The sequence below is a fragment of the Shewanella zhangzhouensis genome, assembly GCF_019457615.1.
GTDB classification, from domain to species: domain Bacteria; phylum Pseudomonadota; class Gammaproteobacteria; order Enterobacterales; family Shewanellaceae; genus Shewanella; species Shewanella zhangzhouensis.
In genome coordinates this window covers 385787-403149 of the sequence record NZ_CP080414.1, presented here as the reverse complement: position 1 = coordinate 403149, position 17363 = coordinate 385787, and the positions used below count along the sequence as shown (strand labels likewise).

The following is a 17363-nucleotide window of genomic DNA, read 5'->3' as shown; positions in this document are numbered from 1 at the left end:
TATGGTAATACTTATCGAAGGGCATTTACTCGCCCCCAAACAAGCTAAAAAGCATCCCGCAGCCGTGCGTTTGGATGATCAAGGGTTCGTGACACTCAGCTCTGACGTTTATCAGTGTAAGAGCCATCTTGAGGTTATTGGAATAACAGACGCAGTTGGCAATCTGGCCCGCAACCTTTGCTTCAATGGAGGATGGGTATTTGTATCCAGTGACACCGCTAAACTTAACGACTGGATAAAAAGGCACAATCGCCCTTCCCTGGTAGCAAGTATTGAACGTCATCTTTCGCTGGCCATTTTATGCAGTGCCATACTGCTCTTTCTTATGTGGGGTACTTATCGATTTGGTTTGCCGCTGGCTGCTAAAACACTTGCGGCCATGATGCCTGTTTCGGTGCAGGAATATTTGGGAGAATACAGCCGCGACAGCATGGAAAGCCTGGGTTTAGGAGAGTCGCATCTAGATGCCAAGACTCAGGCCCAAGTCCAAAAAACCTTCCATTCGCTATTAAGCCAGCTGGACTCGCAAGGGTACCAGTTTCATCCCGCCCCAAAGCTTTATATGATGGGAAGCAAACTGCCAGACGGGCTCATTCTCAATCCTTCATCCAATGATGTTCCCCATCCGGGCATGATAAATGCGTTCGCCCTTGCTGATGGCAGCGTGGTGTTAACCGACGCCATGATCAATTTAGCGATTGATAAAGGTGAGCTGGAGAGTGTGATACTGCATGAGCTTGGCCATCATCATTATAACCACCTGATGACTTCCCTGATCCAGAGTACACTGCTATCTGTCACCGTCGCCATGATTATGGGTGACAGCAGTGGACTGGCAGATATCATGGCAAGTTCTGCAGTACTGGGGCTAACCCTGGGGTATTCTCGTCACGATGAGCGTGAAGCTGACGCCTTTGCCATCAAGCAGATGCAGTCAATATACGGCAGTACGAAGCCGTTGGCTGATCTGTATCAAAAACTGGAGGCTCAGCCGGGGATGTCTAACATACCCAGTTGGCTAAGCACTCATCCCGACTTGAGTGAACGCATAAATACCATCAGGGCGCAGTAATTGCCCCCTGGTTCAAGCCTCTGTTTAAACCCATTTAGCTCAGGCTGCGGCGCACGGCATCTTGCCATCCAAGGTATAGAGCCGCTCTTTCTTTATTATCCATCAAAGGCACAAAGCGCCTGTCGATGCCGCTTTTATGGCGGATTTCATCCACACAGGACCAGAAACCAACGGCGAGACCACCGAGGAATGCCGCTCCCATAGCGGTGGTTTCGGTGAGCGCTGGGCGCAGTACCTCAACTCCCGAGATATCCGCCTGAAACTGCATCAGAAAATCGTTGGCTACCGCCCCGCCATCTACCTTAAGTTGCTTAAGCGCCACGCCGCTGTCTTTACTCATGGCATCCAGTAAATCACGGCTTTGGTAGGCGATGGACTCCAGCGCCGCCCGGATGATGTGATTGCGGTTGGCGCCCCTGGTCAGTCCCACCAGAGTGCCACGGGCATCCGGGTCCCAATAAGGGGCGCCCAGGCCGACAAAGGCAGGCACCAGGTACACGCCATTGGTGTCGTCTACCTTGGAGGCAAAGTATTCGGTATCGCTGGCATCGCGGATAAGCCCCAGCTCGTCCCTAAGCCATTGAATTGTGGCGCCGCCCATAAACACGGCCCCTTCCAGCGCATAGCTGATACCACCATCATCGCCCACTGCAATGGTGGTCAGCAGGCCATGCTCTGATTTCACCGCCTGCTTACCGGTATTCATCAGCAAAAAGCAGCCGGTGCCGTAGGTGTTCTTGGCCATACCGGGCTCGACACACAGCTGGCCAAAGAGCGCCGCCTGCTGATCGCCAGCCATGCCCGCCACCGGAATTTCGGTGCCCTCACCGGCGATACGGGTAGTGCCGTACACCGCCTGAGACGACTTCACTTCGGGCAATAAACTGGCTGGAATATCCAGTGCCTTAAGCAACTCTGGGTCCCATTCGCCCCTGTGGATGTTGTACATCAGGGTACGCGAGGCATTGGTGGGGTCGGTCACATGGACCTTGCCTTCGGTGAGTTTCCACACCAGCCAGGTATCCACGGTACCAAACAGCAGCTCACCCGCGTCGGCACGCTCACGCACACCGGGCACATTGTCGAGGATCCATTTGATTTTGGTGCCGGAAAAATAAGGGTCGAGCAGGAGGCCGGTTTTATCGCGAAACAGCGGCTCCAAACCCTGCGCTTTAAGCGCTTCACAAATGGCGGCGCTGCGGCGGCACTGCCATACAATGGCATTGCACACAGGTTTACCCGTGTGCTTATCCCAGATGATGGTGGTTTCACGCTGATTGGTGATACCGATAGCAGCCACTTCGTCGCTGTGAATACCGGCCCGGGCCAGGACTTCAATCAGAGTCGAGCTCTGGGAGGCCCAGAGCTCCATGGGATCGTGCTCAACCCAGCCGCCCTTGGGGTAAATTTGGGTGAATTCGCGCTGCGACACTGCCACCAGGTTGGCATCCCTGTCAAAAACAATGGCGCGGGAGCTGGTTGTGCCCTGATCCAGCGCAACCACATATTGCTTGTCCACTGGGCAGTCCTTTTATTCTTGTGTCAGTACTTCAGGTGCGTCTTCCATCACAGCATCTCTGGGCTCACAGCCATGGGCAGGGTAATACCAGATAGACGAAATCTTCTCGCCCACCAGCTCATACACACCAATAGAGCACTGACTGTTGATTTCACCATCGAGGTTCCAACTGACCTGCTCGAGAATACTGACGTAGCTGCCGGACACGGTCAGCGACAGTATTTCAGCATGCGCACCGGGCAGAGATTCAAAATAGTCCTGCAGTGCCGCACCAAACTCAGTCTGGCTCTCGGCCTTGGTGTCCACCTTTTGGCCTTTGATATGGTTCCAATACACGGCTTGGTTTGTTTGGGCCAGCATCTGAGCCACATTCTGTTGATTGAACCCTGCCAGAAACTCACGCACCACGGCTTCGGGAGAAGCCTGTGCAGCGGCAGGAATGGAAAGCAGAGCAGCGAGCAGGAAAGCGGGTTTCATCGAACACCTCTTGTTTTGCGGAATTGGCCTGTATGCAGCGTAAACACACTGTCACAAAAGCAACACTATACAAGATATTGGCGCAAGCAAAAGCCCCGCACGGGCGGGGCTTTTTTCAAACACGCTATTACATCTTATAGCTTAACTGCAAACCGGCCAGCCACACGCTGCCACCGGCTTCACCGTTAAAGCTGACCTGAGCCAGACCGGCCAGGTCCTGATGTTCATCAATAGGCGCGAAACCGTGGGCACGAATATAAGTGATGGCCATATCCACAGTCAGGTTTTCGCTGGCGCGGTAACCGGCACCCAGGCTGAACCACAAACGGTCGGAGTCAGGGATGGTGGTGGTACGGAACTCATCATCCACGGCAGTGCGGTCAACTGCAAAGCCGCTGCGGACGGTCCAGTCTTTGTTCACGTTCCAGGTAGAACCTACGGCAACGCGCCAGTTGTCCTTGAAGTTCTCTTCTTTCACCAGATCTGACTCGATGCCACCCACTGGCTTGGTTTCGCCGGGGAAGTATGCCACCAGACGGTCGAACACGCTCCACTGGGTCCAGTTAACGCTGGCGTGCAGCGCCACATCGTCACTCAGCTGATGGAAGGAAGAGAGCTCGGCAAAGGCTGGCAGCTCCAATGGCAGATAACCGTCGATATCCAGGTTCTGGCCACCTGTGTAGATAAGACCATCAGCTGTGCCGGACAGCTCCAGCTCTACACCGCTGTGATAGGCCAGGCCGAATCTGTGGTTTTCAGAAGGCTGCCAGCTACCACCCACTTGCCAGCCATAGCTCACATCGTCGCCTTCCATGGTCTTGAGCACAGTACCAGGCTCAGGCAGACGCGCGGCAATTTGTGGTGGCAGGTTAGGATTGGCCTTGATGGCACCCACCCAGTAAGGTGTGGCGGCACCAATGCTCCCGTCACCATACACAATGCGAACACCGGCGCCCAGGGTTACGGCATCGTTCAGGCGATAAGCGATGTTGGGGTTGAACTCAACCGTGGTGATTTCGGTGTGATGGCCAAACAAGGAGGCCGCGTGAGTGGCAGGCAGCTCGGTGGCCAGACCGTAGTTGGAGTTCACCGCCAGACCCCAGGTCCAGTTGTCGTTGATTTGGCTTGAGTAATAGAAGTTAGGGATAAGGGCGCTGTCGGCAACGTCATAGGCGTCGGCATTCAGCGTCACGCCCTGAGGACCCAGTACAGGAGAAGCAATATGCACATCACCTGTCACGTCTACTTCGGTAGCCACGTAGATGCCACCGCCAGACACCTGACGACCGCTCAGGTACGCCAGCATGGCAGGGTTACGGGCCTGAGCTGCGGCGTTGTCCGCCATCGCCGCTTCACCGGCAAAGGCACGGCCAAGACCGGTGGCAGAATATTCGGCCAGCTGGAAACCGGCAGCGTTAACCTGAGTCGTAATCCCCATAAGAGCCGCTGATACGGCAAAAGTCAGTACACTCTTTTTCATTATCATTCTCTGCTGATGTTATTGATTTTTCGTTCGGCAAATAGAGCATTCACTCGAAACAAGTGCATGGCAGTGTATTCATACAGAAGATCTTTGCAACCAAAAGCCGCAAAACAGCGAATTCAACTACAACAAGCAAAGAAGTGGAGTGAGAAAATGACCTGGATCACAGCTTTAAACAGAAAAACCGCACACAAAAACACAATAGCGTTCGCAATACAGAATAAACATCAACGAAAAATAAAAATTAATGCACTGTTTTTATTTGATTTTCTATTAAAAATAGAAAGAAACAGTCGTAAGCTAAAAACAACACCCGTTTACAGCATAAATCACTGTCCATTTTAGTTCCGCAAACCAAGACCAGATCAAGCAGAGAGCTAAACCATTCTAAATCAACAACTTGAACATGATTCACCGCAATAAAAAACGGCCATTTGTAACCCTCTATGGTTGCAAATGGCCGTATATCCAAACGACTGCTACAGCTGTACGCCGAAATCTGTCAGCTGGCGGTTCAGCGACGCCAGGCTGGAATACGTGACTCGTAGTCGCTGATGGCAGCTTCGTGGGCCAGGGTCAGACCTATGGCATCCAGGCCCTTGAGCAGATTCTGGCGGGCAGACTCGGCCAGGGTAAAGCCGAACTCGGCACCCGATGGCGATACCACCTTGAGGTTTTCCAGATCCACAGTCACCTCGGCGCCTTCATTGGCTTCCACCTCGTCCATCAGTTGACGCACAGCCGCTTGCGGCAAGCGAACCGGCAACAGGCCGTTGTTGATGGCGTTGCCATAAAAGATGTCGGCAAAGGTGGGCGCAATGATGGCGCGCAGGCCAAAGTCTGCCAGTGCCCAGGGGGCGTGCTCGCGGCTGGAACCGCAGCCAAAGTTTTCCTGTGCCAGCAAAATAGTGGCGCCCTTGTACCTTGGCTTGTTGAGGTTGAACTCGGGGTTTTGGGTATCGCCGGCGTCATCCAGATAACGCCAGTCGTGGAACAGATGAATACCAAAGCCGTCCTTGGTCACCTTGGACAGGAACTGCTTGGGGATGATCTGATCCGTGTCGATGTTGGCCGAATCGATGGCCACCGCCAGCCCCGTGTGGGTAGTAAAAGCCTGCATGATTAATCCTCCAGGGGTCTGTGAACACGAATATCGACAAAGTGACCGGCAACCGCGGCCGCAGCGGCCATGGCAGGGCTCACCAAGTGAGTGCGGCTGCCGCGCCCCTGGCGTCCTTCAAAGTTGCGGTTACTGGTGGAAGCGCAGCGATCGCCCGCTTCCAGCCTGTCGTCGTTCATGGCAAGACACATGGAGCAGCCCGGCAGACGCCACTCAAAGCCCGCCTCGAGGAAGATTTTGTCCAGCCCCTCGGCCTCGGCCTGCAGTTTTACCTGGCCTGAACCCGGCACCACGATGGCGGTTACGCCACTGGCGACCTTACGGCCCCTGGCCTGAGCAGCGGCAGCACGCAAGTCTTCAATACGGGAGTTGGTGCAGGAGCCGATAAACACCTTGTTGATGGCGATATCGGTCATAGGGGTGCCCGGCGTCAGGTCTACGTAGGCCAGCGCCTTTTCCATGCCGGTACGCACCACGGGATTGGTTTCATCGGCAGGGTTTGGCACCACGCCATCGATGGCGACGACCTGGCCCGGATTTGTACCCCAGGTCAGCTGCGGCGCAATGGAGGCGGCATCCAATACCACTTCGGCATCGAACACGGCATCGGCATCTGTGTGCAGCTCACGCCAGTCGGCCAGGGCCTGCTGCCAGGCATCGCCCTTGGGGGCAAACTCACGGCCTTCGAGGTAGGCAAAGGTGGTTTCATCCGGGGCCACCATACCGGCCTTGGCACCCATTTCGATGGCCATATTGCACACCGTCATGCGCCCTTCCATGGAGAGGTCACGAATGGCCTCACCGCAAAATTCCACCACATAGCCGGTGCCGCCATCCATGCCGATTTTGCCGATAATGGCCAGCACTATGTCCTTGGCGGTGATGCCTTCAGCCACCTTGCCGCGCACCTCGATTTTCATGGTCTTGGCCTTGTTCTGACGCAGGCTCTGGGTGGCCAGTACGTGCTCCACTTCCGAGGTGCCAATACCGAAGGCCAGCGCACCGAAGGCGCCGTGGGTGGCGGTGTGGGAATCGCCGCACACAATCACAGTGCCCGGCAGGGTAATACCAAGCTCAGGCCCCATCACATGCACAATACCCTGATTGGGGTGGTGAATATCGTACAGGCGCACATTGAAGTCGCGGCAATTGTCGGCCAGGGTCTCAACCTGAGTGCGGGCCATGGGGCTTAACGCTGTCAGGCTGGCGCTCTTGGTAGAGGTGTTGTGATCCATGGTGGCGAAGGTTTTTTCCACCGCCCGCAGCTTGCGGCCGGCCATCTTCAGGCCACTGAAGGCCTGAGGCGAAGTGACCTCGTGCACCAGATGGCGGTCGACATAGATAATGGGCGCTTCACCGGCAGGCTCGGCCACCAGGTGGGCGTCCCACACTTTTTCATACAGAGTCTTTCCCATCACACACCTTCCCGGATTGCCTTGGCGATAAAGTCGCCCATTTCTTTGGTTGATTTGGCGTTGTGACGCTGGTCCGCAGACAGCAGCTCGCCGGTTAAGAAGCCCGCTTCCAAAGCGGCACCCACGGCGCGTTCGATACAGGCGGCGGCTTCTTCCTGCTTGAGGCTGTGACGCAGCATCAGCGCGGCAGAGAGTATTTGCGCAATCGGGTTGGCGATGCCTTTGCCGGCGATATCCGGCGCACTGCCACCGGCGGGCTCATACAGGCCAAAGCCTGAGCCATTCATGGAGGCAGAAGACAGCAGGCCCATGGAGCCGGTGAGCATGGCGATTTCATCCGACAGGATGTCACCAAACAAATTCGAGCACAGCATCACGTCGAAATCGAACGGACGACGCAGCAGCTGCATGGTGGCGTTATCGATATAGATGTGCTCCAGCGTCACATCGGGGAAGTCTTTGGCTACCTCTTCCACCACCTCGCGCCACAGCACTGAGCAGGCCAGCACGTTTGCCTTATCCACTGAGGTCACCTTGCCGCGACGACCACGGGCGGCCTCGAAGGCAATTTTGGCGATGCGGCGGATTTCGCGGCGGCTGTAACGCATGGTGTCGAAGGCTTCTTCGTCTTCGCCCTCGCCCTGACGGCCTTTTGGCTTACCAAAGTAGATGCCGCCGGTGAGCTCACGCACACAGAGCACGTCAAAGCCTTGGGCTGAGATATCGGCGCGCAGGGGCGACATATGTTCAAGACCGGTGTGCAGCCTGGCCGGGCGCAGGTTACAGAAAAGCTCGAAGTGACCACGCAGAGGCAACAGCGCGCCACGCTCTGGCTGCTCATTGGGTGGCAGATGTTCCCACTTGGGGCCGCCCACAGAGCCGAACAGGATGGCATCGGCCGCTTCACAGCCCTTGAGGGTGGCATCCGGCAGCGGACAGCCATGATTGTCGATGGCAATGCCGCCCACATCGTATTCGCTGTATTCGATATTAAGGTCGAAGCGTGCCTCAACTGCGGCCAGCACCTTACGCGCTTCTGCCATCACTTCGGGGCCAATGCCGTCACCGGCCAATACGGCTATCTGATAACTCATGCTTTGCTCTACTCCCTGACACACTTTTTAAATTAAATTCGCTAATAGTTGGATGAAGCCATAAAAACACGGCATTACACGCCGCCGAGCTCACGGGTTTGCTGCATCTGCTGTTTACAATAGGCCACCTTGTCGGCGCGCCAGGTCAGATTCATGACATGCACCAGCGCCTGTGCCGAGGCCTCAACCACGTCGGTGGCCAAACCCACACCATGGAAGTTACGGTCATCATAGCGGGCGGTAATGTCTACCTGACCCAGGGCATTTTGCCCCTCGCCCTTGGCTCCGAGCTTGTAGCTGCTGATATTAATGGTGCGATGGGTCGCGCGGGCGATGGCGTTATAGGCGGCATCCACCGGGCCATTACCGGTAGCGGCCTCGGTGATCACCTCATCCCCAACGGACATGCGCACTGTAGCGGTAGCCTTACCTTCGGTAGAGTCTGACTGCACCACCAATTGCTCCATCACATAGTGATCGTCATCCTCGGCCTGCGCCTCCATAAAGGCCAGTGCTTCCAAATCATAATCGAACACCTGCCCTTTTTTGTCGGCAAGCTTCAGGAAAGCGGCGTACAGGGTGTCCATGTCGTAATCGCCAGCGCCATAACCCATTTCTTCCATGCGGTGTTTAATCACGTGGCGACCGGAGCGTGAGGTCATATTCAGGTTGTTGCGGTTCAGACCTATGCTCTCTGGCGTCATGATTTCATAGGTGTTTTGCGCCTTTAACATGCCGTCCTGGTGGATACCCGAGGAGTGGGTAAAGGCATTGGAGCCAACAATCGCCTTGTTGGGCTGAATGGGCATGTTGCACAGTTGACTCACCAGCGATGAGGTGCGGTGAATTTCGCGGGCATTGATGTTGGTATGCAGACCCAGCATGTCTTTGCGGGTGGCCAGAATCATGGCGATTTCTTCCAGCGAGCAATTCCCGGCACGCTCGCCGATACCGTTCACGGTACATTCAATCTGACGTGCACCGGCCTGCACTGCGGCGATGGAGTTGGCCACCGACAGGCCCAGGTCGTCGTGGCAGTGCACCGAGATCACGGCCTGGTCGATATTGGGCACTCGATTGAACAGGGTCTGGATAATGCCACCAAACTCGCTGGGGACTGTGTAGCCAACGGTGTCGGGAATATTGATGGTGCGGGCACCGGCGTTAATGGCGGCTTCAACCATGCGGCACAGATTATCAATCGGTGTGCGGCCAGCATCTTCACAGGAGAATTCCACGTCATCGGTAAAGCGGCGGGCGTATTTCACCGAGCCAACAGCCATCTCCAGGACTTGATCAAATGAGCGCTTGAGCTTGCTCTCTACATGGATATTAGAGGTGGAGATAAAGGTATGAATTCGGAACTGCTCGGCCACAGACAATGCCTGGGCAGCAGCATCTATGTCTTTTTCCAGCGCCCGCGACAGGGCACACACCCGGCTGTTTTTAATATGGCGGGCAATGGTTTGCACTGATTCAAAATCACCGGGAGACGAAACGGGAAAGCCCACTTCCATCACATCCACACCCAAACGCTCAAGGGCCAGAGCCACCTGCAATTTTTCTTTTACCGAAAGACTCGCAGCCAACGCCTGCTCACCGTCTCTCAGGGTAGTATCAAAAATGATGACTCTGTCTGACATTCCCATTCTCCATGGAACCGATTCGGTTCTCGTTGTACAACTCATGTGTTTGAAAACAAAAAACCCCGCGTGGTTGGCGCGGGGTTTTGTGAAGGCTTTGCTTGGCTAGCGAGCGTGCGACACTAATTCCTCCGCGCAGGGATTGCGAGAGTAAGAAGAAGGAGGTTGATTAGTGCAACAATTCTATTCATAAAAATAAGATATTTATGCTGAGTAAAAACCAAGCGAGTGCCTAATATGTAACTTGCCCTCTTAATAGTGTCAACCCCCAAATTTTTCATCATCTGTCAATTCAGTCTGGCTTACTTTCGGTTTTATAGGCTTTTTGAACTCAGCTGTGCCTAAAAAATTATCCACAACATCAGCGATGTAGGATATAACAGTGAATACCTGCCGCAGGCAGGTCTCGTCAGCTTTATGCAAAATTGACTGCGACATTGCTATACTGTCCCCCCTTTAAAAGTCGCTGGCTATTGGAGAACTATGGGATTTCATCACCGGATTTGCGGCCTGCTGCTGTGGCTTTTGCCACTGCTGGTGCTCGCCCGGGAGCCAATGGATGAAATCGGGACGCTGGTTTTTCAGTATCCGGCCGAAGCCAAGTCCCAAATCGCGCTGCTGGAAGAGGAATTCAGACGCACTCCAGCCACAGAGCTAAACAGCCTGCGACTCAAACTGCTTAAGTGTGAACTGCTGCTGCAGCAGGGAGATAACGAGGCCGCCATCAATCTGGCTCAAATGGGCGAAGCTACCGCCAAGCGGCAAGGGGTTGAATATGCAAGACCTTACTTTATTGCTTGTCTGGCCGATGCCTATAGCCGTTACAACAATGTGCAGGTAGCACTGCCACAACTGGACACCGCCGTCACCCTTGCCAAGCGCTACCAACAACCCCAGGCGTTGATACAGGCGCTGAGGTTAAGGGGAAAGCTGGATACTGAAGCACAAAACTACACCTCCGCAATTGAAGACCTGCGCGTAGCGCTGGATGCGTATGAAGGCATACAAAACCAGCAACAAAACTGGATATGGCCGCCCAAGCCGTTGATCTATGGGGCCATGGGGCAACTGATGCTCGCCACAGGCGACCTGGATCAAGCCCGCCATTACAACCAACTTGGGCTCGAGCACATAGACAGTAAGGGAAAAGTTCGTTTGGAATTACTGCTCAATACCGCCGAGATTGCCATTGCAGCGGGCAAGGAAGGGGATGGTGCAGATTACCTGGCTCAGGCCAGACAATTACTGCCGGAACTGAGCAGTCCACTGGAGTTGGCGCTTGGCTACAGTCGCACAGCGGCCATTGAGCTGACCAGAGGTCGCCCTGACATCGCTGAAGACCTGCTGAATATCGCGTTAAATACCTTTACTCAGCAACAAAATCAGCGCTATGCCATGAGAGCACAGGGATTGCTGGCGCAGGTGGAGTTTGCCAAGAATAACCCCCCTGAAGCCTTAAGATTGATGTCACAGGCGATCGCTACCGCGCAGCAACTGCAGCTTTATCCTGAGCAGGCCAAATACCAGCTGCAGCTTGCGAGATTCCACGAGTCTGAGGGTCAATTCGATAAAGCGTTCCATTCACTGGACAAAAGCCTTCAGGCAACAATCCAAGCCCACCGTCTCATGAATCAAACCCGTACTCAGCAACTCAATACCCGCCTGGGGCAGCGCAGCATAACGGCCGAAGTGGAGCTCAATCCTTTGTCCTCCTTTCCGGGGCAGAGTAATTTAAGCTGGGTTTACAGCCTGATGCTGGTAATGATTTCCTTGCTGCTGGCGTTGGTGCTGTGGCAAATGATGAGACAGTTCAGCAGCCGAAGTCGCCCCGCTGAGAACAATGTGCCCCAATCTCCCATTCAATGGCTGGAGCAGGCAATGCAGCACGCCAAACGCGGCGGTCATTCATTGTCGGTTTTGTTGCTGGGGGTAAAAACGCTGGATATTCAGGAAATAAAAACCCTGACGGCGGCAATGAAGCTCAGACTCAGGGAAACAGACAGCCTCTACCTGCTGAATGACAACGAAATATTAATCCTGTTACCCTACACCAGTAATCAGGGTGCCGATTTGGTTGTTCAGCAGCTCAGTCCGGCGCTGGCGCCATGGCAAGACAGTAAAATTCTTCTTGGCCAGGCCAGCATGCACCAATTTGATACCTCAGAAACCCTGCTGAAACGTGCCACCACCCGGGGCATGACCCGCAGTGCACTGACGACTAATCCCCACTGATGTAAGCGGCTATCTCGTCGAGGAACTCACCGCCAAACCGTGCCAGTTTGCGCTCACCCACGCCGTTGACGGCCAACATCTCAGCCTCGGATTTGGGCAGCATCCACGCCATTTCGGCGAGGGTAGCGTCGTTGAACACCAGATAGGGCGGCACATCCTGCTCTTCGGCTATGGTGCGCCTCAAATTCTTCAATCTGGCAAACAACTTACGATCGTAATTTTGCGGCGTTCGACTCGATGTGCGCTTACGCGGCACATCACTGAGGGTAAGACGAGGCTCGGCAAGCATCAGCGCCACCTCACCTTTCAGCACCGGTCTGGCAGCGCTGTTCAGGCGCACCGACGAGCCACGGGTAATATCCTGGCTGGCGAGTCCGAGGTGAATAAGCTGACGGGTGACACTGAGCCAATACTCGGTGCTCTTCTCTTTACCAATACCCCAGGTCGAAAGCTTGTCGTGCCCCCTGTCTACCACGGAAGCGGCTTTGGAACCCCGCAAGACTTCAATGAGATGATTCACCCCAAAACGTTGATTTAGCCGATAAATACACGAAAGCACCTTTTGCGCATCTTCGGTGCCGTTATAGCGTTTGGGTGGGTCGATGCAGATGTCGCAGTTACCGCAGGGTTCGTTGGCTGCTTCACCAAAGTAGTGCAGCAATACCTGACGGCGGCAGGTTTGCGCCTCGGCAAAGGCCGCCATGGAATACAGTTTATGAAACTCCACCTGTTGCTGAGGCCCTGGCTCCTGCTGTTCAATCAGATGCCGCACCCGGCCTATATCGGCGGGGTCAAACAACAGCAAAGCCTCGGCATCCAGGCCATCCCGACCGGCTCTGCCGGTTTCCTGATAGTATGACTCAATGCTCTTGGGAATATCGTAATGCACCACAAAGCGCACGTTGGACTTGTTGATGCCCATACCAAAGGCAACTGTGGCCACCACCACATCGATTTGGTCTTTCAGAAACCTGTCCTGTACGCTCGCCCGTTCATCCTGAGTCATGCCCGCATGATAACCCTCAGCATAAAATCCCTGTTGTCTGAGCCGCTCGGCGACCTCGTCCACCCGGCGACGACTGCTGCAATACACAATACCGTTGGCACCCTTTTGCGACTGAATAAATTGCCGCAATTGGTTGGCTGCATTGAGCTTTTCGGCCACTGTGTAACGAATATTGGGCCTGTCGAAACTGGCAAGATGCTGGAATGGCTGTATGCCAAGACGTTCGCAGATACTGCCGCGGGTTGCTTCATCTGCGGTGGCGGTGAGCGCCATCACAGGCACATGGGGGAAGCGCTGTTTCAGCTGGCCCAGTGCCGCATATTCTGGCCTGAAATCGTGGCCCCATTCGCTGATGCAGTGGGCTTCATCCACCGCAAACATGCTGATATGCAGCTCATCAAGCCGGCTTAAAAAATCCCCCTGCAACAAACGCTCGGGCGACACATACAGCAGCTTAAGTTCACCGAACCTGAGTTGGCGCAGCACCTCTATAGCCTGCTCCCGGGGCTGGGAGGAATTGAGATACGCAGCAGCAACACCGGACTGAATAAGGCTGTCGACCTGATCTTTCATGAGTGAAATGAGCGGCGATACCACCAGTGTGACACCGGGCAACACCAATGCAGGGACCTGATAACAAAGGCTTTTACCGCCACCGGTGGGCATGATCACCAGGCAATCTTCACCCTGACACACCCGCGTCATCACCTCCCGCTGGCCGGGCCTGAAATCCCGATAACCAAATACCTGTTGCAGGCAATGGCTCAGGGGATCCTGGGTGTGTTCTGATGCTGGTTGTTCCATGAAACTGCCGGAAGGTAAACAAGGCGGTCATTCTAACCAAGGTAGCGGCCTGTGTCTTGTCGCAATCGTCCTAAAGGGCAGCAGAGTAGCCCACCCAACACAATGCCACGAAAGCTTGCCAAACTGTGGTTACAGCTTGCCAGACGATACCGTATGGGATTATGTGTATCGCTTGAGACAACAATGCCAGCCACGTACAATTCGCAGCCCGGCAGTTGCCAACCAGCCAGAGAACGCCTGAATGAACACCGACCACGAATACCGCAAGGGCATATTACTCGCCATTGGCGCGTACACCATGTGGGGCTTCGCACCTTTATATTTCAAACTATTGGAGCAGATTTCTGCCACCGACATCCTGCTTCACCGGGTTATCTGGTCGTTTGTGTTTACCGCGTTGCTGATGGTATTCATCGGCGGCTTTGGCAAGCTGCGCCAACTGCTGAAGGCCCCCAAACAGCTGTTGGTGTTGCTGGTTACATCGATTTTGATTGCAGGTAATTGGCTGCTCTTCATCTGGGCGGTCAATAACGACCATATGCTGGATGCCAGCCTGGGTTATTACATTAATCCGCTGCTCAATGTCCTCTTGGGGATGGTGTTTCTGGGAGAGAGACTCAGGCCATTACAGTGGTTTGCCGTGTTTCTCGCCACCGTTGGCGTGGCGGTGCAGGTGATATCGTTCGGTTCTATTCCCGTGGTATCGCTGGCGCTGGCAGGCTCTTTTGGCATTTATGGGCTGCTGCGAAAAAAGGTCAAGGTGGACGCGAAAACCGGACTTTTGGTAGAAACCGCCATCTTGATGCCCGTTGCCCTGGGTTATTTGTTGTTGACGCTTGGCAGTGCAGAGCACAGCATGCTCAGCAATAACTGGCAGCTCAATCTGCTGCTCGTCGCCGCCGGAATTGTAACTACAGCGCCGCTGCTCTGCTTTGCAGGGGCTGCGGTGCGTATTCCCTTATCCATGCTGGGATTTTTTCAATATATCGGCCCCAGCATTATGTTCATACTCGCGGTCAGCCTCTATGGCGAGCCCTTTGGCGTGGAAAAGAGCGTCACCTTCGGTTTTATCTGGACAGCACTGGCGGTATTTACGCTGGATATGCTTAGGCGCCGCGGTTGATACCAGCGCCCCTGACAGCTGCGTCGTAAGACAGATCAGCCTGTATAAGAAAGAAGCCCGGGTATCACACGCCCGGGCTTTTTAGTCTCAAGACTCTCTCTTTCCCTTGGAAGGATTGATACCGTTTTGGTGAGTCCAGACTGCTGATCCATTTGGCCAGCGCTTCTTCTCAGCATTCCCTCAGTGTATTTATTCTCAGCGTTCTTTTTCGCTATGCAGGGCGGCCAACAAGGCCTCTCCGTCTGGTGTGCTGAGCACAAGGGTATACCCCTCATCCACCGGGATAACCAGTAAGGGATCGTCACCTGTCACAGACACCAGCGCCTTGGCATCATCCCCCTTAAGGCGAAACCACCCCAGATTGTATCCCGGCATTCCCACACCATTGGTGCGAAACCCAAGTTTGGGCGCATCTGCGGCTGATGTTGCCACCAGGCGAGCGTCATCAAGCTGTAAAGACGATACAGGAATGGTACGGCTGTAAGCGGGCAAGTCCAGCACCAACCTATCCTGCTCGAGGCGGGCCTCGGGTGATAAGGCACCAATGAAAATCCACCCCAACAGGCCCACCACAGCAAGAATAATGCCCGTGGCAACGGCGCTGGCTGTTTTGGTCATGGGTTTACGCCGAGCAAAAATGCCTATCAATATCACACCCATCAGCAAGCCTACCGCCCCCCAGAGTGCGCTGCCGGCAAGTGGCGTGAGTAAAAAACTTTGTGTTGTCATCAATCTGCCCCAACTCTCATCAGTTCGCCCAAGGTTGCGCGAAAGACATAATATGTCAAGAACATTAGACATAAAATGACAAAATAGCAGCAGCCATAAACAAACAACCAGCCATGTGGCTGGTTGTTTCGGCAGGATGGATTATTGCAGATCCAATGCGAGAATTTTTGAGCGGCGCTGGTAGTTGTAGAGCTGCTTTTTCTTGGTCGGTAAGGCTTCGACTTCAACCAACTCAAAGCCGTGCTCCAGAAACCAGTGAATACTGCGGGTAGTCAGTGCAAACAGGCGTGCGTAGCCCCTCACTCTTGCCTGGCCTATGATGTTTTTCAAAAGCAAACTACCCCGGTCGGCATCGCGGTAATCCGGATGTACAACAAGGCAGGCAAACTCACCGGCATTGTCTTCTTCAAAGGGATACAGCGCGGCGCAGCCTATCACCAGACCATCCCGTTCAATGACCATAAACTGCTCGATTTCCATCTCAAGCTGTTCGCGGGAACGGCGCACCAGAATGCCCTGCTCTTCCATGGGGCGGATCAGGTTAAGAATGCCACCAATGTCGGCAATTGAGGCGCGGCGCAGTCGCTCGGCGCTTTCGGTTACGATTTGAGTACCAATACCGTCGCGGGAGAACAGCTCTTGCAACAAGGCGCCATCTTCGAGATAGCTCACCAGGTGGCAACGTGGCACCCCATTACGGCAGGCATCGATGCTCGCCTTCAAAAATGCCAGGGTTCCCACACAGGCCTGACCGCCTTCCTGCATCTTTGAGAAAATTTTCTGGGCATCGTTTGGCATCAGCTCGGCAATTACATCGCCGTCACGACCCAGAATACCGTTTTGCGAGCTGAACCCTATCATCTTGTCCGCTTTGAGCTTTACCGCAACCTGGGTGGCCACTTCCTCGGCCGTCAGGTTGAAACTCTCACCGGTAACCGAGGCGGCAATCGGCCCCATCAGTACAATACCCCGGCTGTCGAGTTGATGCTTAAGCCCACTCACATCGATACGACGCACCCGGCCAGACAGGCAAAAATCCACCCCATCTTCCACGCCCAGCGGCTGGGCAATCACAAAGTTGCCGCTGACAACGTTCAGCTGCGTGCCCTGCATGGGGGTATTGGACAGACTCATGGAAAGCCGTGCTGTAATGTCGAATTGGAGCGCACCGGCGACCTGCTTAATCACCTTCAGGGTATCTTCATCGGTGATACGTACCCCGTTGTGGTAGGCAGGTGCAATACCATGCAGCTCAAGCGCCGCATCAATCTGCGGTCTGGCACCGTAAACCAGCACGATACGGATCCCCAAACTGTGCAGCAAGGCCACATCGTTGATGATGGCGCGAAATTGGGGTTGTACCATGGCTTCGCCGCCCAGCATGACTACAAACGTCTTGCCGCGGTGAGCGTTTACATAAGGGGCGGAATGACGAAAACCGTCAACCAATTCGGTAGTTCGCACGGGCTGTTTTGTCCTCACAGTCACCGACGCAGCACACACTGCGCCAAGTTGAATTCTTGCGCAATTTTATTGAATTTAAATTCACATTTAAAGCATTTGTTTTTACCAAACCCATGTTTCATATTAATGAAACGGTACGGCAACCGCATAACAATGCCAAAGTGTTCATCTAAATGCACATC

General features: G+C 54.4%; 14 protein-coding genes. 3 read left to right on the top strand and 11 right to left on the bottom strand.

What is annotated here, in order from left to right; all coding sequences use genetic code 11:
- Position 1 precedes the first annotated feature (1 nt).
- The gene (locus tag K0H63_RS01795; RefSeq protein WP_220066462.1) at positions 2-1072 is read left to right on the top strand and encodes a M48 family metallopeptidase; all 1071 of its coding nucleotides are present in this window, start codon (positions 2-4) and stop codon (positions 1070-1072) included.
- A 34-nt stretch (positions 1073-1106) separates the two neighbouring features.
- Here the strand turns inward: K0H63_RS01795 and glpK are convergent, their stop codons facing one another.
- The 8 genes from glpK to K0H63_RS01755 all read right to left on the bottom strand — a co-directional run bounded on the left by glpK (position 1107) and on the right by K0H63_RS01755 (position 10261).
- Positions 1107-2591 (bottom strand): glycerol kinase GlpK, encoded by a 1485-nt coding sequence (gene glpK / locus K0H63_RS01790; RefSeq protein ID WP_220066461.1) that lies wholly within the window; start codon positions 2589-2591, stop codon positions 1107-1109.
- Positions 2592-2603: 12 nt separating this feature from the next.
- Positions 2604-3068, bottom strand: a complete 465-nt coding sequence (locus K0H63_RS01785; RefSeq protein WP_220066460.1) for a nuclear transport factor 2-like protein — start codon at positions 3066-3068, stop codon at positions 2604-2606.
- A gap of 127 nt (positions 3069-3195) precedes the next feature.
- Positions 3196-4548, bottom strand: coding sequence for an outer membrane protein transport protein (locus tag K0H63_RS01780; protein WP_220066459.1), 1353 nt, complete (start codon positions 4546-4548; stop codon positions 3196-3198).
- Positions 4549-5065: 517 nt separating this feature from the next.
- Positions 5066-5671, bottom strand: coding sequence for a 3-isopropylmalate dehydratase small subunit (gene leuD, locus K0H63_RS01775; RefSeq protein ID WP_220066458.1), 606 nt, complete (start codon positions 5669-5671; stop codon positions 5066-5068).
- 2 nt (positions 5672-5673) lie between these two features.
- A complete protein-coding gene (gene leuC / locus K0H63_RS01770) occupies positions 5674-7086 on the bottom strand; it encodes a 3-isopropylmalate dehydratase large subunit (RefSeq protein WP_220066457.1) in 1413 nt (470 codons plus the stop codon).
- Positions 7086-8180, bottom strand: coding sequence for a 3-isopropylmalate dehydrogenase (leuB, locus tag K0H63_RS01765; protein WP_220066456.1), 1095 nt, complete (start codon positions 8178-8180; stop codon positions 7086-7088). Before leuB ends, leuC begins: the two co-directional genes overlap by 1 nt.
- A gap of 74 nt (positions 8181-8254) precedes the next feature.
- On the bottom strand, positions 8255-9823 hold the full coding sequence (leuA, locus tag K0H63_RS01760; RefSeq protein WP_220066455.1) for a 2-isopropylmalate synthase: 1569 nt from the start codon (positions 9821-9823) through the stop codon (positions 8255-8257).
- 261 nt (positions 9824-10084) lie between these two features.
- Positions 10085-10261 carry a hypothetical protein gene (locus K0H63_RS01755; protein WP_220066454.1) on the bottom strand — a complete coding sequence of 59 codons (177 nt, stop codon included), beginning with the start codon at positions 10259-10261 and terminating at the stop codon, positions 10085-10087.
- Between the two features lie 45 nt (positions 10262-10306).
- Between K0H63_RS01755 and K0H63_RS01750 the strand changes: the two genes are divergently transcribed.
- Complete coding sequence (locus K0H63_RS01750) at positions 10307-12055, top strand: tetratricopeptide repeat-containing diguanylate cyclase (RefSeq protein ID WP_220066453.1); 1749 nt, start codon at positions 10307-10309, stop codon at positions 12053-12055.
- On the opposite strand, the gene recQ is transcribed toward K0H63_RS01750, so the two are convergent.
- Entirely contained in the window at positions 12042-13865 is a 1824-nt protein-coding gene (recQ, locus tag K0H63_RS01745; RefSeq protein WP_220066452.1) for a DNA helicase RecQ, read from the bottom strand. The two genes, K0H63_RS01750 and recQ, sit on opposite strands and share 14 nt — an antisense overlap.
- 241 nt (positions 13866-14106) lie before the next feature.
- Here recQ and rarD point away from each other — a divergent pair, with 241 nt between their 5' ends.
- Entirely contained in the window at positions 14107-14988 is an 882-nt protein-coding gene (rarD, locus tag K0H63_RS01740) for an EamA family transporter RarD (protein ID WP_220066451.1), read from the top strand.
- A gap of 195 nt (positions 14989-15183) precedes the next feature.
- Here the strand turns inward: rarD and K0H63_RS01735 are convergent, their stop codons facing one another.
- Positions 15184-15717: a hypothetical protein gene (locus K0H63_RS01735; protein ID WP_220066450.1), complete on the bottom strand. Its 534-nt coding sequence runs from the start codon at positions 15715-15717 to the stop codon at positions 15184-15186.
- Between the two features lie 141 nt (positions 15718-15858).
- Positions 15859-17181 carry an amino-acid N-acetyltransferase gene (gene argA, locus K0H63_RS01730; protein ID WP_220066449.1) on the bottom strand — a complete coding sequence of 441 codons (1323 nt, stop codon included), beginning with the start codon at positions 17179-17181 and terminating at the stop codon, positions 15859-15861.
- Positions 17182-17363 lie beyond the last annotated feature (182 nt).